The sequence below is a fragment of the Luteimonas changyuni genome, from assembly GCF_039548395.1.
GTDB lineage: Bacteria > Pseudomonadota > Gammaproteobacteria > Xanthomonadales > Xanthomonadaceae > Luteimonas.
Window position 1 is genome coordinate 38,801 of record NZ_JBCLUZ010000003.1, and the last position, 22,828, is coordinate 61,628.

The following is a 22,828-nucleotide window of genomic DNA, read 5'->3' on the forward strand; positions in this document are numbered from 1 at the left end:
GCTCAACCTTTCCCGGCCGCGTCCAGGTGGCCCACGCGCGCATGCCGACGCCCGTAGGCGAAATAGATCGCCGCGCCCACCGCCAGCCAGACCGCGAAGCGGACCCAGGTCAGCGTGGTCAGGTTGAGCATCAGGTAGAAGCACAGCAGCGCGGAGACGATCGGCAGCACCGGCGAGAACGGCACCCGGTAGCCGCGCTTCAGGTCCGGCCGCGTGCGCCGCAGCACCACCACCGCCAGGCTGACCAGCACGAAGGCCGACAGCGTGCCGATGTTGATCATCTCTTCCAGGATCTCGACCTGGGTGAAGCCGGCCAGCAGCGCCACCGCAGCGCCGCTGATCAGCTGCAGGCGCACCGGCGTCTTGCGCGTTTCCGAGGTGACGCTGAGCCAGCGCGGCAGCAGGCCGTCGCGGCTCATCGCCAGCAGCACGCGCGAAAGCCCCATCAGCAGCACCATGATCACCGTGGTCAGGCCGACCAGGATGCCGACCGAGATCACCTGCGCCGCCCAGTCCGCGCCGACCGCGATGAACGCAGTGGCCAGCGACGGGTTCTCGACCGAGGCCAGCAGCGTGTACGGCACCATGCCGGTCAGCGCCAGGGACACGCCGAGGTAAAGCAGCGTGACCAGCGCCAGGCCGCCGAAGATGCCAAGCGGCAGCGTGCGCTGCGGATTCTTGACTTCTTCCGCCGAGGTCGCGACCACGTCGAAGCCGATGAAGGCGAAGAACACCAGCGCCGCACCCGACAGCACGCCGGCGACGCCGTACCTGGCCGGGGCCGCGCCGGTGAGCCAGGACAGCAGCGACTGCGACCACGCGTCCGCGCTGCCGCCGCCGGTCGGCTCCGATGGCGGAACAAAGGGCGTCAGGTTGTCCGCATTGAAGTAGGTCAGCCCGACCACGATCACGAACACCACGATGCCGACCTTGATCAGGGTGAACACGTTGTTGACCCGCGCCGACATCTTGGTGCCCAGGATCAGGAGCCCGGTGAACACGCTGACGATGAACAGCGGGCCCCAGTCCATGGCCAGGCCGAGCACGCTGATCGTGGTTGGTATGTGGACGTCGAACAGCTCGAACACCGTGGCCAGGTAGATGCCCCAGTACTTGGCGATCACCGCGGCCGCGGTCAGCAGTTCAAGAATCAGGTCCCAGCCGATGATCCACGCCAGGAACTCGCCGAGGGTGGCATAGGTGTAGGTATAGGCGCTGCCGGCAACCGGAATGGTCGAGGCGAATTCCGCGTAGCACATGATCGCCAGCGCGCAGGCAAGCGCGGCAAGCATGAACGACACGGTGACTGCCGGCCCGGCGAAGCTGCCGGCGGCGCGCGCGCCGACCGAAAAGATGCCTGCGCCCACCGCCACCGCCACGCCCAGGATCATCAGGTCCCAGGCCGTGAGCGAGCGTTTGAGCTCGCGTCCCGGCTCGACGGAATCGGCGATGGTCTGCTCGATGGACTTGGTGCGGAAGAGGCTGCGTGACGGGCGGGCGTTGGCGCTGGCTGGTTGGCTCATTCGATGACTCGTGCGGCGGAAGCGGTGGCCGTCCGCAGGCAAGGCTTCGATGGCCTGGTGACGCGGAGCGAAGCCCGCAGACTACGCCGCCCCGTAGCGAACGGACAATGCCGAAAGGGCCGGACCGGCCTGGCTTGAGCCGTGCCATGCCGTGCCGTGCCGCGTCGAGCGGCGCTATGCTTCCCCGATGCCATTGCGCACCGTCACCGCCACCCGCTATGTCACGCCCCTGCGCGAGGGCGGCTCGATGCCCGCGATCGTCGAGGCCGACGACGATGGCATGTACGTGCTCAAGTTCCGCGGCGCGGGCCAGGGGCCGCGTGCGCTGGTGGCGGAGCTGGTCTCCGGCGGGATCGCGCACGCGCTCGGCCTGCCGGTGCCGGAGATCGTGCTCATCGAACTCGATGCCGAACTTGCGCGCACCGAGGGCGACCCCGAGATCCAGGCGCTGATCAAGGCCAGCGCCGGACTCAACCTGGCGCTGGACTATCTTCCGGGCGCAATGAACTTCGACCCGGTCGCCACGCAGCCGTCGCCGGAGCTTGCGTCGGCGATCGTCTGGTTCGACGCCTACACCAGCAACGTCGACCGCACCGCTCGCAATCCCAACCTGCTGGTCTGGCACCGCCAGCTCACCCTGATCGACCATGGCGCATCGCTGTATTTCCACCATGGCTGGGACGGCGACACCGGCGGCGCCGGCAGGCCCTTCCCGCTGATCCGCGACCACGTCCTGCTGCCCTGGGCGAGCGAACTCACCGAGGCCGACGCACGCCTTACAGCGCTGCTGCCGCCGGAACGACTGGCGGAAATAGTGGACGACATTCCGGATGCATGGCTTCAGGCCGAAGACGCCTTCGGCACGCCCGCGCAGCAGCGCGTGGCCTACACGCGCTACCTGCAGCAGCGCCTCGCGCTGCCGCATTCCTTTGTCGACGAGGCCGAACGTGCGCGCGCCTGACAGCTACGACTATGCGGTGATCCGCGTCGTGCCCCGGGTGGAGCGCGGCGAGTTCATCAACGTCGGCGTGATCGTGTCCTGCGAGAAGACCGGCTATCTCAAGGCCGTCATCGAAGCGGACGATGCCCGCCTGCGGGCGCTGGATCCCGGCATCGACCTGGACACGTTGCGGCGCCACCTCGACGCCATCCAGCGCATCTGCGAAGGCGGGCCGGACGCAGGCCCCATCGGCCTGCTGCCGCAGCGCGCCCGCTTCCACTGGCTGACCGCACAGCGCAGCGCGATCATCCAGACCTCGGCGGTGCACATGGGCCGCTGCGGCGACATGGACGCGATCGTCGAACACCTGATGGACCGGATGGTGAGGATTGCGCCGGAGTGAGTGCACGCGTGGCGCGCGCGCGGGGCGGTTGCGCCCCCTGCTCAGCTGATGCGGAACATCGGCTGGCCCACGCGCGAATCGCGGAGCGGCCGGGACAGATAACCGGCGTGGGTATAGCCGGGGAGCGAGCGGCGGCGGCGGTACGCCATCTTGACGTGGCCAGGCACGGAATGCGCCTGCGGGATGCCCGCCTGGATGCGGGTGATGCTTTGAGCGGGAGCCGCATGGCTGCGCGTGCCGTGGTGGCGGCGACGGCTGCCGGGGATCAGGGACAGGAACGACTGCTTCAGGTAGTTTTTGATTTCTTCCTCCATAAATTCAATGTTTACAACAACTTACGAAGCGTATTGTAGCACGTCCGGTCATTTATGAATAGGGGCTGGTGCCATGTGTACCGGGTACCTGCAAAGCCAGGCGTTGCCGTGACGCCGCTCCGGACCGGGCGCCGGCAGGCTTGACCCGGGTCATGGCCCGCTTCGAGCGCCGCTCCTACGATGTCCGCACGGACGCCCGGATGTGACATCCAGGCAGCCATCGCCCACCGGAGATCCCCATGAACCTGAAGCAGATTCCCCTCGCCCTCGCGCTCACCATGGCGATCGCCGCCATGGCCGGCTGCGCCCAGGACAGCACCCCGGCCGCCAGCGCCGCGGACGCCGGCGCCATCGAGCAGGTCGCGCATGCGGAAGACGACGCGCACGACGCGGCACATGATGCTGACCACGCACACGCAGCCGCGGCCGCGCTCGGCGTCGACTTCCCGGTGCCCGACAACCACGAGCCCTGGGCCCCGGATGCGCCCCTGATCGAAGGCATGTCGCGCGTCCGCACCGCGATCGCCGGCCTTGAGGCCCGTCCGGACGAAGCCACCGTGATCGCCCGCGCCGCGGACGTCGACGACGCGGTCGAATACATGTTCGCCAACTGCAGCCTGCCCACCGAACCCGACATCGCCCTGCACGCGATCCTGGCGCGGCTGATGGCCGGCACCCGGGCGCTGCAGGAGAACCCGGCCGACGCCGCGCCGGTCGCCGACATGCACGCTGCGCTGGAGAATTATCGGACCCTGTTCGACGACCCGAACCGCTGACCGCGAAGGCACGGGCCGTTGCCGCCGAACCGGCGCGACGGCTTGGGCCTGGGCTTGCGCCGGCCGACCCGCCGGCAACATGCCCTGCACCCCATGGCTGCCAGGATGGACCGCTCCCCGTCCACCCGGAGCCTCCCATGGCACTGCGCGCTTTCGGCCTCAACTGCACCCTGAAATCCTCTCCCGGCGAATCCTCCACGCAGAAGATGCTGGACCTGCTGCTGCAGGCCCTGGGCAAACACGACGTGACCTCGACCAGCACCCGCGTGGCCGATCACGACGTGAAGCCCGGCGTCAGCGTGGATGAGGGCGATGGCGATGCCTGGCCCGGCCTGCGCGGCAAGGTGATGGAGGCCGACATCGTCGTGCTCGCCACCCCCATATGGCTGGGCCAGCCCTCCAGCGTCGTCAAGCGCGTGCTGGAACGCATGAATGCCTTCCTCGGTGAGGGCGACGACCGCGGCCGCTTCCCGACCTTCGGCAAGGTGGCCGTGGTCGGCGTGGTCGGCAACGAGGACGGCGCCCACCACGTCACCGCCGAGCTCTACCAGGCGCTGGCCGACGTCGGCTTCACCATTCCCGCCTCGGGCGGCGCCTACTGGGTGGGCGAAGCGATGCAGAAGACCGACTTCAAGGACCTGCCGGAGGTACCGGAAAAGGTCACGCAGAGCGTGGAGATGGCGGCGAGCAATGCCGCGCATCTGGCGCGGCTGCTGAAGGCCGAGCGGTATCCGGGCGTGGGGTGAGCCGCGCGCGCATCCTGCCCGGCTTGAATGGCTTCAGCCCTCCGCCATGGGCAGCTTCAGGCCCTGATCTTTCGCACAGTCCCGGGCGATGTCATACCCCGCATCGGCATGCCGCATCACGCCGGTCGCCGGATCGTTCCACAACACGCGCGCCAGTCGGCGGTCCGCCGCTTCGCTGCCATCGCAGACGATCACCACGCCGCTATGCTGGCTGTAACCCATGCCCACGCCGCCGCCGTGATGCAGCGACACCCAGGTCGCACCGCCGGCGACGTTGAGCATGGCGTTGAGCAGCGGCCAGTCGCTGACCGCATCGCTGCCGTCCTTCATCGCCTCGGTTTCGCGGTTGGGGCTGGCCACGCTGCCGCTGTCGAGGTGATCGCGCCCGATCACCACCGGCGCTTTCAACTCGCCGTTGCGGACCATCTCGTTGAAGGCCAGGCCCAGGCGGTGGCGCTGGCCCAGGCCGACCCAGCAGATGCGCGCCGGCAGGCCCTGGAATTCGATGCGCTCGCGCGCCATGTCCAGCCAGCGATGGAGCTGCGTATCGTCCGGGATCAGCTCCTTGACCTTGGCATCGGTCCTGTAGATGTCTTCCGGGTCGCCACTCAGCGCAACCCAGCGGAACGGCCCGATGCCCTTGCAGAACAGCGGCCGCACATAGGCCGGCACGAAGCCCGGGAAGTCGAACGCATTCGCACAGCCTTCGTCCTTGGCCATCTGGCGGATGTTGTTGCCGTAGTCGACGGTCGGAATGCCTTGGGCGTGGAAGGCCAGCATCGCCTCGACGTGCACGCGCATCGACTGCTTGGCCGCGTCGCGCACCGTCTCCGGGTTGGCCTCCTGCTCCGCCAGCCACTGCTCCACCGTCCAGCCGATTGGCAGGTAGCCGTGCACCGGGTCATGGGCGCTGGTCTGGTCGGTGACGCAGTCCGGGCGCACGCCGCGCTTCACCAGCTCGGGCAGGATATCCGCCGCGTTGCCGAGCAGCGCGATCGATTTGGCCTCGCCGGCGGCGGTGTATTTCGCGATGCGTGCGAGCGCGTCGTCGATGTCCGTGGCCTGCTCGTCGACGTAGCGCGTGCGCAGGCGGAAGTCGATGCTGGCCTGGCGGCACTCGATGGTCAGGCTGCTGGCGCCGGCGAGCGATGCGGCCAGCGGCTGCGCGCCGCCCATGCCGCCGAGTCCCGCGGTCAGGATCCAGCGGCCGGTGAGGCTGCCGCCGTAATGCTGGCGCCCCATCTCGACGAAGGTCTCGTAGGTGCCCTGCACGATGCCCTGGCTGCCGATGTAGATCCACGAGCCGGCGGTCATCTGGCCGTACATCATCAGGCCCTTGCGATCGAGCTCGTTGAAGTGCTCCCAGTTGGCCCAGGCCGGCACCAGGTTGGAGTTGGCGATAAGCACCCGCGGCGCATCGGCGTGGCTGGGGAAAATGCCGACCGGCTTGCCGGACTGCACCAGCAGGGTCTCGTCATCGCCAAGCGTGCGCAGCGATTCGAGGATCGCGTCGAAGCTCTCCCAGTCGCGCGCCGCGCGGCCGATGCCGCCATACACCACCAGGTCCTCCGGACGTTCGGCCACCTCCGGGTCCAGGTTGTTCTGGATCATCCGGTACGGCGCTTCGGTCAGCCAGGAGCGGCAGCTGAGGCCGGTGCCGCGGGGCGCGCGGATGGTGCGGGACGGGTCGTGGCGCGTGGACATCGGCGGCTCACCGGTTGGCTGGGCCCCGGATTATCGCATCGCGTGAAAAGAAGACGCCCGACACGGAGCCGGGCGTCCCGGAGGCCAACGCTGGGCCTCCAAACCGAGGACGCCCGGCGGGCCGGGCGTCCGGATGCTGCGCGTGCAGGCGTCAGCGGATCGACGGATCCAGCCGGCGCAGGGCGTCCTGCAGGTCGACCGAACCGGACCGTTCGATGTCCTCGCGGGTGTACACCCGGCCGCCGGCGCTCACGCATTCCTTCTGCGCGGACTTCGAGCGCGCATTGCGCGCCGCGGTGATCCGCGATCCGGTCTGCTCGATGCAGAAGCGGTCGTCGACCTTGCGGCTGTCCTTGGCCCGCGAGCGCGCGGCCTCTTCGGGTTCGTCCTGGGCATGGACGGCGATCGGCGCGGCAGCGAAGGCCATCGCGGCAAGTGCGGCGGTGAGGAAGACGTGCTTCATGGGGTCACCTCGTTCGGCGTTGCGGGGGGAGCAGCCTCCCACGATACGCTGCGCGCATGGGCTCGCCCACGGCCGCCGGAAGTCGCGTTCACGGCGTCGTCAGGCTTGTGGACAGCGTCGGCAGAGCGACCGGCGGCAGCAGGCGGGAGCGGTAGCGGCCATCCGCGTAGTAGCGGATCTTGCTGCACCTGACCGGATGCGCCAGGCCTTCGCAGAACACGATCTCGCGCTTCGGACCCATGGCCTTGAGCTCCTGCGGCAGCATCAGCGCGCGGCGCTCTTCGCTTTCGCTGCGGCTGACATCGCGCCGGCGACGGCCCCGGGTCAGGTTGCGGCGGCGCAGCGTGGTGTAGCCGAGCATCTCTGAATAGTCGTTGGCGTCCTGCTGCTCGCGCGGCGCGAACACCACCTGCATGGCGTGGTTGGTGACGATCGCACGCGCCACGTCCTTGCCATAGACCGCGTCCAGCTGCGCCATGCTCTGCACCACCGGCAGCAGGCGCAGGTTGTAGCCGGCCATGTAGGCCATGGCGGTGGCGATGATGTCGACGCGGCCGAGCGCGGTGAATTCGTCCATCAGCAGCAGGCACTGGTGGCGCAGCCCGGGATCGTCCTGCGGCAGGGTCTGCGTGTTCAGGTTGATCAGCTGGCTGAAGAACAGGTTGAGCAGCGGACGCGCCTCGGCCAGGCGGTGCGGCTGCACGCCGACGTAGATCGTCATCGGTCGGCGGCGCAGGTCGTCAAGCAGGAAATCGTTGCCGCTGGTGGCCGCGTCCAGCACAGGGTCGATCCAGGGATTGAGCGGCTCGCGGAAGCTGCCGAGGATGGATGCGAAGGTCTCCTCGGCCTGCGACAGCAGGTTGCCGAAGGCGCGTCGCGCGTGTTCACCCACGAACGGCCGCGCGGCCAAGTCCTGCAGGTGCTGCCGCGCAGGCGCGCCCTCCGACGAGGACAGCCGGAACACGTGGCCGAGGGTCGGGAACAGCTGCAGGCCCTCGGGCACGCCGTCGCGCCGCTGCGCCTCGTAATGATCGAACAGGTACAGCGCGAACGCCATGAACGCGCTGCGCGCCTGGCTGGTCCAGAACTTCTGTTCGGCGCCGGCATCCGGATACAGCAGGTTGGCGATGCCCTGCAGGTCGGACACCCGCTGCAGCGGTTCGGTGGACACGTACGACAGCGGATTCCACCGATGCGTGCGGCGGTCCTCGGCAAACGGATTGAACAGGTACACGGCCTGTCCCTGCGACGCGCGCCAGCCGCTGGTGAGCGCGAAGTTCTCCTGCTTGATGTCGAGCACCACCACCGAGCCGCGGTAGTCGAGCAGGTTGGGCACCACCACGCCCACGCCCTTGCCGGAGCGCGTGGGCGCGGCGAGCAGGACCGATTGCTGGCCGTCCAGGCGCAGCAGGCGTCCGAACCGCCGGCCGACAACGATGCCGTGGCCCGAGCGCGTGAACAGCCCCCGCCGCGCGAGCTCGAAGACATTGGCGAAGCGCGCCCTGCCGTGCATCGAACGCCGCGCCGGCCGCAGCAGCGCGAACACGGGAACGCTCGCCAGCAACAGCGGCAGGCCCATGCCGATCCCACCGGCAACGCGGATACGGCCCGCATGCGGTGCGACCCGGGGATGCTCGATGGCGCGCAGGTAGCGGAGGTACGTATCCCATCCGGCAGCCACATCGCCGATGCCGAGCAGCTGCAGCACCAGCACGCCCGAAAGCCACACACCTGCGGCCAATGCCGCGCACAGGCACGCGAGTGCCAGCGTCATCCTGATCCTGTCCATGTCACCTTCCGTGGTGTCGCCGATCTGGCTGTCGAGAGCTTAGCGTAAGCTCGATGCCTGGTCCCCGGACGAGGAGTCGCAGCGATGCAGTGGCCTGGATTCCGCGCAGACGGCAGCCTGGCGCTGCCACTCGATTCGCTGGGGCTGTTGCCGACCGACTCGCCGCAGCGCCTGCGGCTGGACGGCCAGGTGCTCGAGCGCAAGCGCGAACTGCACATGACCCTGCTCGGCCGCGACGCCGGCGATGCGCTGCGCACGCAGCTGGGTGAAGAGCGCATCCGTGCGCTGTTCGAGCCGCTTCACTGGCGTCCCCGCGGCACCGGACGGTATGCGCTGGTCCACAAGGCCAAGGAACAATGGAATGGCGAGCTGCAGGCCTGGTCGGTCATCGAACACCTGCAGGCTCCCGCCTTCGCCGAGTTCCGCCACCACCTGGCGCAGTCCAGCGGGCGCGCGCTGGACTGCGGCGTTCCCCACGTCACGCTGTACGTTGCCGGCGATCCCTACGGCATCGGGCTGCCGGATATCACGGCCTACCAGGCCTGCTTCGTGCGCGAGGTGGCCGCATCCGAGCTCATGTGACCTTCTTGTAGATGGTCATGCCGAGCACGAACAGGATCACGGCGATGATGATCGCGGCGAAGAACAGGAACTTGGCGATGCCCATGGCCGCGCCCGCGGCGCCGCCGAAGCCGAGCGCACCGGCGATGAGGCCGATGACGGCGAAGATGATGGCCCACTTGATCATGTCTTGCTCCGTCCCCCGCGGTTGCAGGGCTTGGGACGAGGCTAGGTCCGGCGCGGTGTGACCGCCGTGAAGCCGCTCAATCCTGCTCTTCGGCCGCTTCGCGTCCCTGCTGGCGGATCAGCGCCTGCTCGCGCGCATCGTTGATCGCATCGCGCACGCCGTCGATGTCGGGCACCGACTCGTCATGGACGAACACGCCGGTGAGCTCACTTTCGGGCCGCAGTTCGCCGGCCTCGAACAGCGCCCACATCTCTTCGCCGTACCAGGTATCGAGCAGCTCGGGGGCCCAGGCGCCAAGGCTTGCGGTGAGGTTGTTGACGTCGCGCAGCAGCATGCTGCGCGCGGCGTTGTTGCCGGCCGCGCTGACCACCTGTGGGAAGTCGATCAGCACCGGGCCGTCGGGTGCCACCAGCACGTTGTATTCCGACAGATCACCGTGGATCAGGCCGGCGCACAGCATCCTCACCACCTGCCGCACCAGGAAGCGGTGGAAGCCGCGGGCCTGTTCCGGCGACAGCTCCACTTCGCCCAGGCGCGGCGCGGACCGGCCGTCGGCGTCCACCACCAGCTCCATCACCAGCACACCGTGGTAGTAGCCGTGGGGCTCGGGCACGCGCACGCCGGCATCGCGCAGCGCGTACAGCGCTTCGACCTCGGTGTTCTTCCACTCCGCTTCCTGCTGCTTGCGGCCGTATTTCGTGGCCTTGCCGATCGCGCGCGCCTCGCGGCTGCCGCGGACCTTGCGTCCCTCCTGGTACTGCACGCGCTGCTGGAAGCTGCGGTGCGCCATGTCCTTGTAGACCTTCGCGCAGCGCACGTCATCGCCTGAGCGGACCACGTAGACCGCAGCCTCCTTGCCGCTTTTCAGCGGCCGCATCACTTCGTCGATCACGCCGTCGTCGATCAGCGCTTGCAGGCCACCCGGGGTCTTCATGACGCGCAGGAATCTCGTTTGAATGACCGCGCAGTCAATCATGCGCGGCGCCCGGGCGCCACTCCGACGCGGCAGGCCAGGCCATCACCGGGCGATGCCGGCAGGCCCGCTGCGGCCCCTTCCCGCGCGGCAGGGTACCCTTCCGCCCTCCCTCCGGCCCGTGGTTCCGATGCCCGAACACCCCTTCCGCGCATCCGCGCGCCAGCGCCGCCCCTGGCTGACACGCATCGGAAGGTCGCTGCTGGCCGTGGCCCTGGCCGTGGCCGCGGGCTGGGGCGCCCTGCTGCTGGCCTATCAGCTGCCGGGGCCCGGGATATTGCGTGGCATCGTGATCGCCGCCTGGTCGCTGCTCGGAATCGCGGCCATCGCCTCGCTCGCGGGCCGGCGCCTGCGCCCCGCCCGCGGCCTGCTGCTGGCGGCGTTCGCCCTGGGACTGGCGGGGCTGCTCGCCTGGTGGGCCAGCCTTGCGCCCTCCCACGATCGCGACTGGGCCGACGACGTCGCGCGGCTGCTCGAAGCCGAGGTGCATGGCGATACCGTGGTGCTGCACAACGTGCGCAATTTCGAATGGCGCACCGAAGAGGACTACACGCCGCACTGGGAAACGCGGCGCTACGACCTCGCTGGACTGGCCAGCGCGGACCTGGTGATGTCGTACTGGATGGGACCGCACATCGCCCACACCCTGGTCTCGTTCGGCTTCGAGGACGGCAGCCGGGTGGTGTTCTCGCTGGAGATCCGCAAGGAGCGCCACGAATCGTTCTCCGCGCTGGGTGGCTTCTTCCGCAGGTTCGAGCAGGTGCTGGTAGCCGCGGACGAGCGCGACATCGTGCGAACGCGCAGCAACGCACGCGGCGAAGACGTGTACCTGTACCGGCTGGACGTTCCGCGCGAAGCGCTGCGCGCCATGTTCCTCGGCTACCTCGCCGAGGCCGGCGAGCTGCAGGAGCGGCCCGCCTTCTACAATTCCCTGACCAGCAACTGCACGACCATCATCTTCAAGATCGCACGCCACATCGCCCCGGGGCTTCCGATGGACTATCGCCTGCTGCTGTCGGGACACTTCGCCAGCTATGCCCATGACCAGGGCGCGCTGGTCCCCGGCCACGACTTCGCCGAGCTGGAGGCGCGCGGGTACATCAACCCGCGCGCCCTGCGCGTTCCGGCGGATGCGCCGGATCCGCAGACGTTCTCACGTGCGATCCGGCAGCAGGTGCCCGGCGTCACGGCGGCGGAGCTGGCGCAATGACCGTCATGCATCGCAGGGCCCCCGCGACGAGCCCCGCGCACCGTGCAGTCCGCGCGCTGGCGCTGGCCAGCTGCCTGCTGCTGCTCGGCGGCTGCGCGATCCTCAAGGAGTTCGCGCCGCGCGTGGAGGCCCAGCAGCTGGGCCCCGGCGAGTACATCGCCATCAAGCGCAGCGACATCCTCACCACCGATGAACTCAGCCCGGCGACCCAGGCGACACTGCGCGTCGCCGGCCTCGACGACAACGCCTGCCTGGAGCCGCCCGCGCCCGCCTGCATGGTCGCACTCGCAAAGGTGCAGGGCCTGACCGACGAGCGCCGCCTGGCGTCGCTGGCCGAACTCTGGACGCAGCAGGCCATCGCGCTGACGCCGGTGGACTCGGTTCCCGCCGCCGACGCCCAGGTCGACGCCTGGCTGGAAGCCGCGCGCCACGCCTACGCCTACCTGTTCTTCAGCGAGCGCGCGCCCGGCGAACGCGCGTTCGAGGATCGCCAGACCCAGGTCCGCGATTACTACAACTACGCCGTGCAGCAGGCGGCGGCGGGGCTGTTCGAGCGCTGGCAGGTGTTGCACGCGGACAATGCCGCGGCAGGCGATGCGGCAGACGGCAGCACCGGCACCAATGCCGAAGGTCGCGCTGACACTGACGCCGTCCTGTCGATCGCTGGCTGGACCATCAGGAACGACATGTCCGGCGTTCGCATGCCCGAAGGGGTGGAGCTGCCGAAGGAGCTGGTGCCCGCATCGTCGATCTCCTTCGCCGGGCTGCGCAGCATCTACCGGCGTGACGGCTTTGGCGCCGAAATGGTTGCGGTGATGGGCGACGACCCGGTGACCACTGCGGCGACGCCGGTACAGGTCCCGGATCCGGCCTCAATCGAGCGCAACCGCGGCGACGGTCCGGATCGTCGGCGCGCAAACCGCCCCCGCCCCTACAGCGAGATGCCCTCGCCCACCCTCACCCTGCTGATCCGCTTCCCGGGCGACGACCTGGCGAGCGTGCTGTCGACGCGGGAGCTGCTCATCAGCGGCCACGATCCATATGTCGAAGAGGCGATCGACCTGCACGGCCTGCACGTGCCCCTTTCAGCCAACTACAGCGCCGGCTACGGCCTGTGGCTGGCCCGCTCCGGCTTCAACCGGCAGTCGCTGCAGACCCTGTTCGGCCGTGAACAGGGCATCACCCGGCCACACCTCTATCTGATGCAGCCCTACGACCCCGACCGCCGGATCCTGCTGATGATCCACGGCCTTGCAAGCAGCCCCGAGGCCTGGGTGAACGTCGCCAATGAAGTGCTTGGCGACGACGTCCTGCGCCGCGAATTCCAGATCTGGCAGGTCTACTACCCCACCAACATGCCGCTGGTGCTCAACCAGTCCGCGATCCGCCGCATCATCGTGGACGCGGTGCAGCATTTCGATCCCGAAGGCAGCGCGCGCGCCTCGCACGGCACGGTATTGATCGGCCACAGCATGGGCGGCGTGCTGTCGCGGCTGCTGGTGTCATCCGCCGACGACCAGCTGTGGACGTGGGCGCACGAGAACTACGAGCTGGATGATGGCCGCATGGAGCGCATCGGCCCGAGACTGGACAGGATGCTGCGCTTCGAACCGCTGCCGGGCGTGGGGCGCGTGGTGTTCATCGCCTCTCCGCATCGCGGCACCAAGGTGGCCGGGAACCGGCTGGGGCGCCTGGTCGGGAAGCTGGTCCGGCTGCCGCTGGCGGTGCTGGAGGAGGTGGGCGAACTCCTGGTCGGGGACGACGGAACGGCGGAACCGATCGCGGTGCCCAACAGCATCGAGAACCTCAGCGAAAACGACCCCTTCGTCCGCGCCGCCGCCGACCTGCCGATATCGCCCGGGGTGCAGTACCACAGCATCATCGCGCAGGCCGACCCGACCGTGCCGCTCGAGGAATCCGATGACGGGCTGGTGCCCTACCCCAGCGCGCACCTGCCCGGCGCGCTGTCGGAGAAAGTGATCATTGGCGGGCACAGCATCCAGGAATCCGCGCCTGCGATCCTGGAGATCAGGCGGATCCTGCATCGGGATATCAGGGAGCTTACCGGCCCGCTGGACGCCGGCGGCGACTGAGCACCGGTCTTGGGCACCAGGCCGTCGGGTCGCATTGCAACGGACACGAAAAACCCGGCGCAGTGGCCGGGTTTCGTTCCTTCTCCACTTATCCTCGCTGTATCAGCGACTTAAGTGGTGGGCGGTGAGGGTTTCGAACCCCCGACCCCTACCATGTCAAGGTAATGCTCTACCACTGAGCTAACCGCCCGAAGGGACGGGAATTCTAGCGGCTGCCCCGGCTGACAGCAAGCCCGAAGTACCAAGCTGCCCCGCCTCCGCCTGTAGGAGCGGCTATAGCCGCGACCGGGTTGGGGGCAAGAACGATCGCGGCTATAGCCGCTCCTACAAAGCTTTCTCCTAGCGGACGGCCAGCATGGCCTCCTTGAGCTGGTGGATACGGTCGCGGACGGCGGCGGCCTCCTCGAACTCGAGGTCCCGGGCGTGCTGGTACATCTGCTGCTCCAGCGCCTTGAGACGCGCCGCGGCCTTGGCCGGCTCGAGCCGGGCGTAGTCGTCGGCCGCCTCTGCCACCTGTCGCAGCCCCTTGCCGCGGCTGCCGCGGGCTTCCGCGGCGTCGCTGCGGGCGCCTTCCATGATGTCCATGATCGGCCGCGCCACCGAGCGCGGGGTGATGCCGTGCTCGGTGTTGTATTCGACCTGCTTCGCGCGACGGCGGTCGGTCTCCTCGATCGCGCGCTTCATCGAGTCGGTCACCCTGTCGGCGTACAGGATCGCCTTGCCGCGCACGTTGCGCGCGGCGCGGCCGATGGTCTGGATCAGCGAGCCGGTGGAGCGCAGGAAGCCCTCCTTGTCGGCGTCCAGGATTGCCACCAGCGACACCTCGGGCATGTCCAGGCCTTCGCGCAGCAGGTTGATGCCGACCAGCACGTCGAACTTGCCCAGGCGCAGGTCGCGGATGATCTCCACGCGCTCCACGGTGTCGATGTCGGAGTGCAGGTAGCGCACGCGCACGCCGTGCTCGCCGAGGTATTCGGTGAGGTTCTCGGACATGCGCTTGGTCAGGGTGGTGATCAGCACGCGGTCGCCCATGGCCACGCGCTTGGTGATCTCGCCAAGGACGTCGTCGACCTGGGTCGCCACCGGGCGGATCTCGACCTCGGGATCGATCAGGCCGGTCGGCCTCACGACCAGCTCCACGATCTCGTCACCGGAATGCTCGAGCTCGTACTTGCCCGGCGTGGCCGAGACGAAGATCTTGCGCGGCGCGCGCGCCTCCCACTCTTCGAAGCGCAGCGGGCGGTTGTCGAGCGCCGACGGCAGGCGGAAGCCGAACTCGACCAGCGTTTCCTTGCGCGCGCGGTCGCCGCGGTACATGCCGCCGATCTGCGGCACGGTGACGTGCGATTCGTCCACCACCAGCAGCGCATCCGGCGGCAGATAGTCGAACAGCGTCGGCGGCGGCGCGTCGGGCTCGCGTCGGGTCATGTGCCGCGAGTAGTTTTCGATGCCGTTGCAGAAACCGACCTCGGCCATCATCTCGATGTCGAAACGCGTGCGCTGTTCCAGGCGCTGCGCCTCGACCAGCTTGTTCTGCGCGTACAGCTGCTCCAGCCGCTCCTTGAGCTCGACCTTGATGGTCTCGATGGCGTTGAGCACGCTCTCGCGGGTGCTGGCGTAGTGGGTCTTCGGATAGACCGTGTAGCGCGGCACCTTGCGCTGCACCTCGCCGGTGAGCGGGTCGAACAGCGCCAGGTTCTCGACCTCGCCGTCGAACAGCTCGATGCGCAGCGCCTCGGCTTCCGACTCCGCCGGATGCACGTCGATCACCTCGCCGCGCACGCGGTAGGTGCCGCGGCGCAGCTCGGTGTCGTTGCGCGTGTACTGCAGCTCGGTGAGGTGGCGGATCAGCGCGCGCTGCTCGATGCGCTCGCCGCGCGCCAGGATCAGGCGCAGCTTGAGGTAGTCCTCCGGGTCGCCGAGGCCATAGATCGCCGACACCGTGGCCACGATCAGCGCGTCCGGCCGCGACAGCAGCGCCTTGGTCGCCGACAGCCGCATCTGCTCGATGTGCTCGTTCATCGCGCTGTCCTTGTCGATGAACGTGTCCGACGACGGGATGTAGGCCTCGGGCTGGTAGTAGTCGTAATAGCTGACGAAGTACTCGACCGCGTTGTGCGGGAAGAACGACTTGAACTCGCCGTACAGCTGCGCCGCCAGGGTCTTGTTGGGCGCCATGACGATGGTCGGCTTCTGCACCGCCTCGACCACGTTGGCGATGGTGTAGGTCTTGCCCGAGCCGGTGACGCCGAGCAGTGTCTGTTGCGCCAGGCCGTTCTCGAAGCCGGCGATCAGGCGTTTGATCGCCTGCGGCTGGTCGCCCGCGGGCTGGTAGGGGGAAACGAGTTTGAAGGGCGTGTGCGCGGCTGCTCTCATCCCGACATTGTAGGTGGGCGGCGCGAACGGTCCGCGAACGTGGCCTGACGCGCTGGCGCGGTTCCAGGTGCGCCTGCGCGGACGCCTCCCTCCGCGCTTTCCCGACGCCGGCCGGCGCGGGACGCCGACAGCGGTGGCCGGGCGCACGGTCTAGCGTGGTCCCCCAGACAGACATGACCGGCAAGGAGGCTGGACATGCCCAGGCGCCATTCGCGCGGGTTCACCCTGATCGAGGCGATGGTGGTGGTGGCCATCGCCGCCATCACCCTCACCATCGGCCTGCCGGCATTCAGCAGCACGCTGGAGCGCCAGCGCCTGGCGACCAGCCTGCACCTGCTCACCGCCGACATGGCCGCCGCCCGCAGCAGCGCGATCATGCGTCGCGAGCAGGTCGTGGTATGCCCAGGCCGCGCGGAGACCGGCTGCGACGGCGACCACGACTGGAGCGGCGGCTGGCTGGTGTTCCGGGATCCGGATGGCAACCGCCAGCCGGACGTCCCGGGCGACATCCTGCGTGCGACCGACGCCCCCGCTGGCGGCGCGGAACGGCTTCGCCTCACCTCCACGCGCCCCTGGCTCCGCTACCAGGCCAACGGCATGGCCGCGCACAGCAACCTGAGCGTGAACGCCTGCGCCCGCGGGCTGCTGCGCGGAAAGGTGGTGGTGAACCGCCTGGGGAGGGTGCGAAGCGAGCGGCCACGGCAGGAAACGCCGTGTCCCTGAGCCGGTTCGTGCTTCCCTCCTTGACCCGGCCGGAACAAACACTAAAATGTGCGTCCCCGCCCGAATAGCTCAGCTGGTTAGAGCACTTGACTGTTAATCAGGGGGTCGTTGGTTCGAGTCCAACTTCGGGCGCCAGAAAATCCAGGAGGCCTGCGGAGCAATCCGCAGGCCTTTTTTTCGTCCGCTAGAACCAGCCCCGCGAACGCGCCAGCGCCACCGAGCCGCCGCCAAACACCAGCATCGCCCCCACGGCAATCAGGAAGCCGGCATTGCCGGCATCGAAGAAGCCGGCCTTGAAGTTCATGCCGAGCACTCCGGCCACCGTGGCCAGCAGGCCTGTGATCACGGTGACGAAGGTCAATACGCGCATCGATCGGTCGGTGCGCAGCGCGGTCTGGCTGCTGAACAGTTCGAAGCTGCCGATGACCAGGCTGCGCGCGTTTTCCACCATGTCCATGGCGCGCTCGAAGCGAGTGTCCAGCGCCGCGAAGTGCCGGTCCGATTCCGGGCGCTCGTCGTGGCGGAAATCCGGGCGCGACAGCGCCGCAAACACGGCGCGGTGCGGGGCCAGCAACCGGCGCAGGCGCGAGGCCGCCTGCCGCAGCTGGCGCAGTTGGGGCAGGCAGCTGCCTGCGTCCTCGGCCAGGATGGTCTGCTCCAGCGCATCCACCCCGGCCTCGAACGTGCTCACGGCTTCGAAGTAGGTCGACAGCTGCCAGTCCAGCAGCGCGGCCACGAAGCTGTCCGCGCCGAGCCGCCCGATATGCGAGGCCGCGGCTTCGCGGCTCATGAGGTCGTCTATGAAACCGATGTCGCGCCCGTGCACGCTCACGACGATGTTGTCGCCAGCCACCAGCACCAGCGGCGCGCCCTGGACTCCGGCCAGTCCATCGTCGACCACGGCGATCGCGCAAACCATGAAATGGCTGCCGAAGCGCTCCAGCCGCGGTCCGGACTCCTGTGCCAGGCAGTCCAGCATGTCCTCGGGCAGCCCGCACCCGGACCAGACCCGCCGCAGCGTGTCCCCGTCCGCGCGCACCAGGTCGACCCACAGCAGCGCGTCGCGGTCCGGGCAGACCGATCCAAGCTCTTCGCAGGCTAGTTCGCGAACGCTGGCGTCGGACAGGAACAGCCTGGCGCGACACGACGCCTCCGCGGGGCCTGCCCCGGTGTAGCGCACACGCGTCGCGGCTGGCGGCAGCGGTGCCTCGCGCTGAGTGGACATGGGCCTCCGGCTTTGGGAGAGGGCCAAGGCTCCCAAAAGCCACGCCAAGCCGGGGTGAACTTCCGCCGGTCGGGCAGCCGGAGACCGACGTGGCTTCATTCACGCCGCCTATCCATCAGCACGCTACCGTCGAAGACCCGACTTTCTTCGCAGCAGATGTCGCGCCTTGTCATCGTTTCCAACCGCGTCGCCGTACCGGGACAGTCGCGTTCGGGTGGGCTGGTGGTTGCGCTGGACGGCGCCCTGCGCGCCACCGGTGGCGTCTGGTTCGGCTGGAGCGGCAAGACGAGCCGCGACGGCACCCGCGGGCTGAATTCGACCAGCGAAGGCAACGTCGACTACGTGACCATGGACCTCACCGAGGCCGACGTCTCGGGCTATTACGACGGCTTTTCCAATCGCACGCTCTGGCCCGCGTTGCACTACCGCCTCGACCTGGTCGAATACAGCCGCGAGACCCACGTCGCCTACCGCCAGGTCAACGCGCAGTTCGCCGAGCGCCTGGCCGCGCTGTTGAGGCCGGACGACCGGGTCTGGATCCATGACTACCACCTGCTGCCGCTGGCCGGCGAGCTGCGTGCGCGGGGCGTGGAGAATCCGCTGGCGCTGTTCCTGCACGTGCCGTTCCCGCCGTCGGACCTCGCGCGCGCACTGCCCAACCACGACAGCGTCTTCGGTGCGATGTCCGCCTACGACCTGGTGGGCTTCCAGACCCGCCGCGACTGCGAGAACTTCGATGCCTACCTGCGCGATGCCGCGGACGCGGGGGAACACGCGCCCGGCCGACACGATCGCAGGCCGCTGACGCGTGCGTTTCCGATCAGCATCGACGAAGACGAATTCGCACGGGCGGCGGCGCGTGCGCGCGGTTCCGCCGGCCTGCGTGGCCTGCGTGGCCTGCGCGACAGCCTGGGCGGCAGCGCGCTGGCGATCGGCGTCGACCGGCTGGACTATTCCAAGGGACTGGCCGAGAAGTTCCAGGCCTTCGGCGAGTTCCTGCGCCGCCACCCGGCCAACGCCGGCGGCCTGACCCTGCTGCAGATCGCGCCGCTCTCGCGCAGCGGTGTGCGCAGCTATCGCGAACTGCGGCGCGAGCTCGAGCAGATCGCAGGCCACATCAACGGCGAGCACGCCAATCCTCAATGGACGCCGATCCGCTACGTCAACCGCAACCTCGGCCGCCAGACGCTGGCGGGGTTCTTTTCCGCCTCGCGCCTGGGCCTGGTCACGCCGCTGCGCGATGGCATGAACCTGGTGGCCAAGGAGTACGTTGCCGCGCAGGATCCGGACGACCCCGGCGTCCTGCTGCTGTCGCGCTTCGCCGGCGCCGCGGAGCAGCTGGGCGGCGCGCTGCTGGTCAATCCCTACGATATCGGCGGTGTCGCCAATGCGATCGCCGCGGCGCTGCGCCTGGACGTCGCGGAGCGGCGCGAGCGCCACCTGCAATCGCTGCGATCGCTGCAGGAAGAAGGCATCCACTGGTGGACGTCCAGCTTCCTGCAGGCGCTCGAATCCCGTGCGAACGGGGACGGCCCCGCTGCAGCGGCACGGGACGCGCCGCCGCGCCGGCCGTGACGCCGCGGGCCGTGACGCGGTGTTTCCACCGCCACTGCTATACACCAGCCATGGCGACCCCTGCCCAGCGCGCGGCTGGCTAGGTGCCAATCGACAGACAGGAGAAGAACGATGCCCGACAGGGACAGCCCGGAACGACCGACATCCAGCGGCTACGCCGAACGCGGGCCCGGGCGCGGGGATTACCCCGGCCGCGGCGAAGGTACGAGCAGAAAGCCGCAGGCCGAGGAGGAAGCATCCGATCGCAGCCGCTGGCGCGATGCCGACCCGGACGAACGCAGCGAACGGTGGAGCGACACCGGCGACGACGCGCTCGACCCCGAGATCCCCGCACGCGATGAAGAGGGTGGCGCCGGAAGCGCCGGCCCTACCGACACCGGCTCCGCGGACCAGGACCGTGCAGACCATTGAGCTGATGAGCCGGCTGCACGCCCTCGATTCCGCACTGACCTCCTGCCAGCGGCAGGCGATCGCGGTGGGTGAACTCCGCGCCGTGTGGGAACTGCACTCACATGGCCTGGACGAGATCGGTGGCAACGATGGCGAATGGGTCGACGTCCTGCTGAGGAGAATGGCGACGCGCCACGGCATCCTCGGACTGGTCAGCCTGCGTCCGCCTCCGCAGCCAGACGACGGCGGGACACTGCCCGAAGCCTGATCGCGGACCGCGCGAGACCGGCGTCGATGGTGCTGATCGGCGAGCAACCGGGCCCTACAGACTCGAAATGGGCGCAGAGTCGACGCCGAGTTCCCCGGGCACCGCGAACCCAGGCAGCAGGACGCGAGGCTGGATCCCTACTGCGGATCGGGCAAGGTCCGGCCGTCCAGGCCCACCAGCGACCATTTTCCCCACTGGTCATCCACGCCCGCACCGCTGGTGCGGTTTGCACCGGCATCGCCCGAATAGCGGTACAGCGGCTCGCCACCATAGGTCACATGGATGCGGCCTTCGCGCTCAAGGGTGCCAATCCGCGCCGACTCCACTCCGGCGGCGCCCGTGGGCTGCAGGTCGTGCGCCATCACCGGCGGCCAGACCTCCTCGCAGACCGCGTCGCACTTGCTGCCATCGGCATTGCCGGCCAGCACATAGACCGCACTGCCAGCGCCATCCACCAGGTGCGAGGACGGCGAGCCGGACATCGCCAGGGTCGCATTCTCGTTGCCGGCGCCCGCCTGCATCCCGGAGCCCTGGATCGGCGCAGGTGTCCCGGTGGGACGGCCCTCGATCGCAGACAGCGACTCCTGCGACGCGCGCCCCTCCTCCGCCTGGCTTCGCGCCTCGCCCGCATCGGTGCGCATGTCATCGCGATCATTGCAGCCGGCCAGGGCCAGGGCGCTGCCGACGCCCAGCGCAAACATCATCGTATAGCGGCTCATGGCGTGCCTCCCAAGGGGTAGGCGTCGACACTAGAACGCGGTCCGTAGGAGGTGCGTGAACAGGCCGCTGCGGCCCTCAGGCCACCTTGACATCGCTCCCGCTAGGTTGGGCCCATTCAAGGAGGGGTCCATGGCCGGAAACAGCAGCATGGCGCGCAGCGCGCAGGTCTTGCGGTTCGTGTTGAAGCATCGCGGCGCCGGCCTGTTCGGCGGTGCCGACCTGGACATCGCCGATCTGGACGCAGAAGTGGCGACATCCAATGACCACACCACCGGACCGGAGGCATTCGTCGACGACCTTGAGGCCTTGGGGCCGACATTCATCAAGATCGGCCAGTCGCTTTCAACCCGTCCGGACATGGTGCCTGCGCCGTATCTCGTCGCACTCGAACGCATGCAGGACGACGTCCTGCCGGTACCCGCAGCCGCGATCCGCGAACTGATCGAAGCCGAGCTGGGCGTGCGCCTGGGCAAGCTGTTCCGCGAGTTCGACGACGTGCCGCTGGGCTCCGCCTCGCTGGCGCAGGTGCACCGAGCCGTGCTCAACGACGGCCGCGAGGTCGCCGTGAAAGTGCAGCGACCGGGCGTGGATCTCGAGATCCGCTCCGACCTCGACACGCTTGCCGGCATCGCGCGCCGCGCCGATGCCAGCACCCGCATCGGCCGTCGCCTGCGCTTCTCCGACTGGGTCGACGAATTCCGCAAGACCCTGCTGGCCGAACTCGACTACCACCTTGAAGCCGACAACCTCGAACGGTTCCGCGAACGCCTGGCCGACTACCCTGAACTGCTGGTGCCCGCCCCGCTGCGCGACCTGAGCACCCGCCGCGTGCTGACCATGGAACTGATCCGCGGCACAAAGGTCACCGCACTCAGCGGCCTTCGCCGCACCGAGCACGATTACGCAGCGCTCACCGCCGCACTGATGCGCGGCTACCTGGACCAGGTCTTCGTGCACGGCGAAATCCACGCCGACCCGCACCCCGGCAACATGCTGGTGACCGAAGACGAGCGGCTCGCGATCTTTGATCTCGGCATGGTCGCGCACGTGCCCCCGAGGCAGCGCGAGCATCTGCTGAAGCTGCTGTTCTCAGCGATCGACGGGCGCGGTGAAGAGGTGGCGGACGAGACCATCGCGATGTCGATCAGGCTCGAAGACTTCGACGAAATCCGCTACGTGCGCGAGGTGAGTCATCTGGTCGCGCGCTATGCGGCACATGGCAGTTCGCAGGCGCTGTCGGAAGGCCGGCTGATGATGGAGCTGGCGCGGCTGAGCGTGGCCTGCGGACTGCGCTCGCCTCCCGAACTTCACATGCTGGGCAAGACCCTGCTGAACCTTGAAGGCGTGTGCAATGTGCTAACGCCCGAGCTGGATGTGAAGCGCGTGGTCGAGGGGCACCTGCAGGCGCTGATGCGGCAGCGCGTGCGGCAAGCGTTCTCGCCGGCGCGGCTGGCGGGCGACGCGATGGAGCTGCAGGCGCTGCTGCAGGAGGCGCCACGCAAGTTGTCGACCATTCTGTCGCTGGTGTCCGAGAACAAGCTGCAGGTGCGAATGGTCGGGCTGCAGGAGTCGCGGCTGACGGAGAATCTGCAGAAGATTGCGAACCGGGTGGCGACGGGGGTGATCGTGGCTGCGTTGATCCTGGCCAGCGCGATGTTGATGCGAGGGGATGTGGCGGGGCCTACGTTGTTCGGTTACCCGGCGGTGGCGATGGGGATGTTCCTGTTGGCTTCGGCGTTGGGGTTTGGGATCGTGCTGAGCGTGCTGTTCAGCGATAGGCGGCCGAAGGTGCGGGAAGAGAGGAGTCCGAGGGCTTGAATCAGCTGCCTCGGATGTAACATGTCTGATATAGCTCACATTCACTGAGAA

General features: G+C 68.6%; 22 protein-coding genes and 2 tRNA genes. 13 read left to right on the forward strand and 11 right to left on the reverse strand.

The annotated features are described in order from the left end of the window. Positions 1-2 precede the first annotated feature (2 nt). Positions 3-1,523, reverse strand: a complete 1,521-nt coding sequence (locus tag WCD84_RS01835) for an amino acid permease (RefSeq protein ID WP_343280222.1) — start codon at positions 1,521-1,523, stop codon at positions 3-5. Positions 1,524-1,716: 193 nt separating this feature from the next. Here WCD84_RS01835 and WCD84_RS01840 point away from each other — a divergent pair, with 193 nt between their 5' ends. Together WCD84_RS01840 and WCD84_RS01845 are read left to right on the forward strand one after the other, a co-directional pair. Continuing rightward, positions 1,717-2,484: a HipA family kinase gene (locus WCD84_RS01840; RefSeq protein ID WP_343280295.1), complete on the forward strand. Its 768-nt coding sequence runs from the start codon at positions 1,717-1,719 to the stop codon at positions 2,482-2,484. Then, positions 2,471-2,866, forward strand: coding sequence for a DUF3037 domain-containing protein (locus WCD84_RS01845; protein WP_343253760.1), 396 nt, complete (start codon positions 2,471-2,473; stop codon positions 2,864-2,866). The genes WCD84_RS01840 and WCD84_RS01845 overlap by 14 nt, the downstream gene beginning before the upstream one ends. A gap of 41 nt (positions 2,867-2,907) precedes the next feature. Here the strand turns inward: WCD84_RS01845 and WCD84_RS01850 are convergent, their stop codons facing one another. Continuing rightward, entirely contained in the window at positions 2,908-3,180 is a 273-nt protein-coding gene (locus tag WCD84_RS01850) for a hypothetical protein (protein ID WP_343277777.1), read from the reverse strand. Between the two features lie 239 nt (positions 3,181-3,419). On the opposite strand from WCD84_RS01850, the gene WCD84_RS01855 reads away from it, so the two are divergent. Together WCD84_RS01855 and WCD84_RS01860 are read left to right on the forward strand one after the other, a co-directional pair. Beyond that, positions 3,420-3,956, forward strand: a complete 537-nt coding sequence (locus WCD84_RS01855; protein ID WP_343280223.1) for a hypothetical protein — start codon at positions 3,420-3,422, stop codon at positions 3,954-3,956. A 137-nt stretch (positions 3,957-4,093) separates the two neighbouring features. Then, on the forward strand, positions 4,094-4,702 hold the full coding sequence (locus WCD84_RS01860) for a flavodoxin family protein (protein WP_343280224.1): 609 nt from the start codon (positions 4,094-4,096) through the stop codon (positions 4,700-4,702). A 33-nt stretch (positions 4,703-4,735) separates the two neighbouring features. Here the strand turns inward: WCD84_RS01860 and hutU are convergent, their stop codons facing one another. From hutU to WCD84_RS01875, 3 genes are all read right to left on the reverse strand, one after another. Beyond that, the gene (hutU, locus tag WCD84_RS01865) at positions 4,736-6,406 is read right to left on the reverse strand and encodes a urocanate hydratase (RefSeq protein ID WP_343253764.1); all 1,671 of its coding nucleotides are present in this window, start codon (positions 6,404-6,406) and stop codon (positions 4,736-4,738) included. Between the two features lie 151 nt (positions 6,407-6,557). Continuing rightward, positions 6,558-6,869, reverse strand: coding sequence for a hypothetical protein (locus WCD84_RS01870; protein ID WP_343253765.1), 312 nt, complete (start codon positions 6,867-6,869; stop codon positions 6,558-6,560). Positions 6,870-6,957: 88 nt separating this feature from the next. Next, positions 6,958-8,658: a type IV secretory system conjugative DNA transfer family protein gene (locus tag WCD84_RS01875; RefSeq protein WP_343253766.1), complete on the reverse strand. Its 1,701-nt coding sequence runs from the start codon at positions 8,656-8,658 to the stop codon at positions 6,958-6,960. A gap of 84 nt (positions 8,659-8,742) precedes the next feature. Between WCD84_RS01875 and WCD84_RS01880 the strand changes: the two genes are divergently transcribed. After that, the gene (locus WCD84_RS01880) at positions 8,743-9,240 is read left to right on the forward strand and encodes a hypothetical protein (RefSeq protein WP_343253767.1); all 498 of its coding nucleotides are present in this window, start codon (positions 8,743-8,745) and stop codon (positions 9,238-9,240) included. Here the strand turns inward: WCD84_RS01880 and WCD84_RS01885 are convergent. After that, positions 9,233-9,406, reverse strand: a complete 174-nt coding sequence (locus WCD84_RS01885; RefSeq protein WP_343253768.1) for a DUF1328 family protein — start codon at positions 9,404-9,406, stop codon at positions 9,233-9,235. The genes WCD84_RS01880 and WCD84_RS01885 overlap by 8 nt on opposite strands. A 76-nt stretch (positions 9,407-9,482) precedes the next feature. Further along, complete coding sequence (locus WCD84_RS01890; protein WP_343253769.1) at positions 9,483-10,340, reverse strand: PA4780 family RIO1-like protein kinase; 858 nt, start codon at positions 10,338-10,340, stop codon at positions 9,483-9,485. Between the two features lie 169 nt (positions 10,341-10,509). On the opposite strand from WCD84_RS01890, the gene WCD84_RS01895 reads away from it, so the two are divergent. After that, positions 10,510-11,589 carry an Lnb N-terminal periplasmic domain-containing protein gene (locus WCD84_RS01895; protein WP_343253770.1) on the forward strand — a complete coding sequence of 360 codons (1,080 nt, stop codon included), beginning with the start codon at positions 10,510-10,512 and terminating at the stop codon, positions 11,587-11,589. Then, positions 11,586-13,682, forward strand: coding sequence for an esterase/lipase family protein (locus WCD84_RS01900; RefSeq protein ID WP_343280225.1), 2,097 nt, complete (start codon positions 11,586-11,588; stop codon positions 13,680-13,682). Before WCD84_RS01895 ends, WCD84_RS01900 begins: the two co-directional genes overlap by 4 nt. Positions 13,683-13,797: 115 nt before the next feature. On the opposite strand, the gene WCD84_RS01905 is transcribed toward WCD84_RS01900, so the two are convergent. Then, positions 13,798-13,872, reverse strand: a tRNA-Val gene (locus WCD84_RS01905). A 149-nt stretch (positions 13,873-14,021) separates the two neighbouring features. Further along, positions 14,022-16,058: an excinuclease ABC subunit UvrB gene (gene uvrB, locus WCD84_RS01910; RefSeq protein ID WP_343280226.1), complete on the reverse strand. Its 2,037-nt coding sequence runs from the start codon at positions 16,056-16,058 to the stop codon at positions 14,022-14,024. Between the two features lie 195 nt (positions 16,059-16,253). On the opposite strand from uvrB, the gene WCD84_RS01915 reads away from it, so the two are divergent. Then, complete coding sequence (locus WCD84_RS01915) at positions 16,254-16,781, forward strand: GspH/FimT family pseudopilin (protein ID WP_343280227.1); 528 nt, start codon at positions 16,254-16,256, stop codon at positions 16,779-16,781. 58 nt (positions 16,782-16,839) lie between these two features. Beyond that, positions 16,840-16,916: transfer RNA gene (locus WCD84_RS01920), tRNA-Asn, on the forward strand. A gap of 49 nt (positions 16,917-16,965) precedes the next feature. On the opposite strand, the gene WCD84_RS01925 is transcribed toward WCD84_RS01920, so the two are convergent. Then, on the reverse strand, positions 16,966-18,006 hold the full coding sequence (locus WCD84_RS01925) for a magnesium transporter CorA family protein (RefSeq protein WP_343280228.1): 1,041 nt from the start codon (positions 18,004-18,006) through the stop codon (positions 16,966-16,968). Positions 18,007-18,162: 156 nt separating this feature from the next. Here WCD84_RS01925 and WCD84_RS01930 point away from each other — a divergent pair, with 156 nt between their 5' ends. The 3 genes from WCD84_RS01930 (at position 18,163) to WCD84_RS01940 (ending at position 20,239) form a co-directional block, all read left to right on the forward strand. Continuing rightward, positions 18,163-19,581: an alpha,alpha-trehalose-phosphate synthase (UDP-forming) gene (locus tag WCD84_RS01930; protein ID WP_343280229.1), complete on the forward strand. Its 1,419-nt coding sequence runs from the start codon at positions 18,163-18,165 to the stop codon at positions 19,579-19,581. 111 nt (positions 19,582-19,692) lie between these two features. Beyond that, positions 19,693-19,992 carry a hypothetical protein gene (locus WCD84_RS01935; RefSeq protein ID WP_343280230.1) on the forward strand — a complete coding sequence of 100 codons (300 nt, stop codon included), beginning with the start codon at positions 19,693-19,695 and terminating at the stop codon, positions 19,990-19,992. Beyond that, entirely contained in the window at positions 19,979-20,239 is a 261-nt protein-coding gene (locus tag WCD84_RS01940) for a hypothetical protein (protein ID WP_343280231.1), read from the forward strand. Before WCD84_RS01935 ends, WCD84_RS01940 begins: the two co-directional genes overlap by 14 nt. A 137-nt stretch (positions 20,240-20,376) precedes the next feature. Here WCD84_RS01940 and WCD84_RS01945 read toward each other — a convergent pair whose 3' ends face one another. Continuing rightward, positions 20,377-20,958: a COG4315 family predicted lipoprotein gene (locus WCD84_RS01945; protein ID WP_343280232.1), complete on the reverse strand. Its 582-nt coding sequence runs from the start codon at positions 20,956-20,958 to the stop codon at positions 20,377-20,379. Between the two features lie 148 nt (positions 20,959-21,106). On the opposite strand from WCD84_RS01945, the gene WCD84_RS01950 reads away from it, so the two are divergent. Beyond that, positions 21,107-22,777 carry an ABC1 kinase family protein gene (locus WCD84_RS01950; protein WP_343280233.1) on the forward strand — a complete coding sequence of 557 codons (1,671 nt, stop codon included), beginning with the start codon at positions 21,107-21,109 and terminating at the stop codon, positions 22,775-22,777. The last annotated feature ends 51 nt before the right edge of the window (positions 22,778-22,828 follow it).

Coding starts and splice junctions, on each gene's coding strand:
- WCD84_RS01835 (WP_343280222.1), bottom strand. CDS start 1,523: ATGAGCCAACCAGCCAGCGCCAACGCCCGCCCGTCACGCAGCCTCTTC.
- hutU (WP_343253764.1), bottom strand. CDS start 6,406: ATGTCCACGCGCCACGACCCGTCCCGCACCATCCGCGCGCCCCGCGGC.
- WCD84_RS01930 (WP_343280229.1), top strand. CDS start 18,163: ATGTCGCGCCTTGTCATCGTTTCCAACCGCGTCGCCGTACCGGGACAG.
- WCD84_RS01895 (WP_343253770.1), top strand. CDS start 10,510: ATGCCCGAACACCCCTTCCGCGCATCCGCGCGCCAGCGCCGCCCCTGG.
- WCD84_RS01900 (WP_343280225.1), top strand. CDS start 11,586: ATGACCGTCATGCATCGCAGGGCCCCCGCGACGAGCCCCGCGCACCGT.
- WCD84_RS01915 (WP_343280227.1), top strand. CDS start 16,254: ATGCCCAGGCGCCATTCGCGCGGGTTCACCCTGATCGAGGCGATGGTG.
- WCD84_RS01945 (WP_343280232.1), bottom strand. CDS start 20,958: ATGAGCCGCTATACGATGATGTTTGCGCTGGGCGTCGGCAGCGCCCTG.
- WCD84_RS01870 (WP_343253765.1), bottom strand. CDS start 6,869: ATGAAGCACGTCTTCCTCACCGCCGCACTTGCCGCGATGGCCTTCGCT.
- WCD84_RS01875 (WP_343253766.1), bottom strand. CDS start 8,658: ATGGACAGGATCAGGATGACGCTGGCACTCGCGTGCCTGTGCGCGGCA.
- WCD84_RS01890 (WP_343253769.1), bottom strand. CDS start 10,340: ATGAAGACCCCGGGTGGCCTGCAAGCGCTGATCGACGACGGCGTGATC.
- WCD84_RS01850 (WP_343277777.1), bottom strand. CDS start 3,180: ATGGAGGAAGAAATCAAAAACTACCTGAAGCAGTCGTTCCTGTCCCTG.
- uvrB (WP_343280226.1), bottom strand. CDS start 16,058: ATGAGAGCAGCCGCGCACACGCCCTTCAAACTCGTTTCCCCCTACCAG.
- WCD84_RS01925 (WP_343280228.1), bottom strand. CDS start 18,006: ATGTCCACTCAGCGCGAGGCACCGCTGCCGCCAGCCGCGACGCGTGTG.
- WCD84_RS01855 (WP_343280223.1), top strand. CDS start 3,420: ATGAACCTGAAGCAGATTCCCCTCGCCCTCGCGCTCACCATGGCGATC.
- WCD84_RS01935 (WP_343280230.1), top strand. CDS start 19,693: ATGCCCGACAGGGACAGCCCGGAACGACCGACATCCAGCGGCTACGCC.
- WCD84_RS01950 (WP_343280233.1), top strand. CDS start 21,107: ATGGCGCGCAGCGCGCAGGTCTTGCGGTTCGTGTTGAAGCATCGCGGC.
- WCD84_RS01880 (WP_343253767.1), top strand. CDS start 8,743: ATGCAGTGGCCTGGATTCCGCGCAGACGGCAGCCTGGCGCTGCCACTC.
- WCD84_RS01885 (WP_343253768.1), bottom strand. CDS start 9,406: ATGATCAAGTGGGCCATCATCTTCGCCGTCATCGGCCTCATCGCCGGT.
- WCD84_RS01860 (WP_343280224.1), top strand. CDS start 4,094: ATGGCACTGCGCGCTTTCGGCCTCAACTGCACCCTGAAATCCTCTCCC.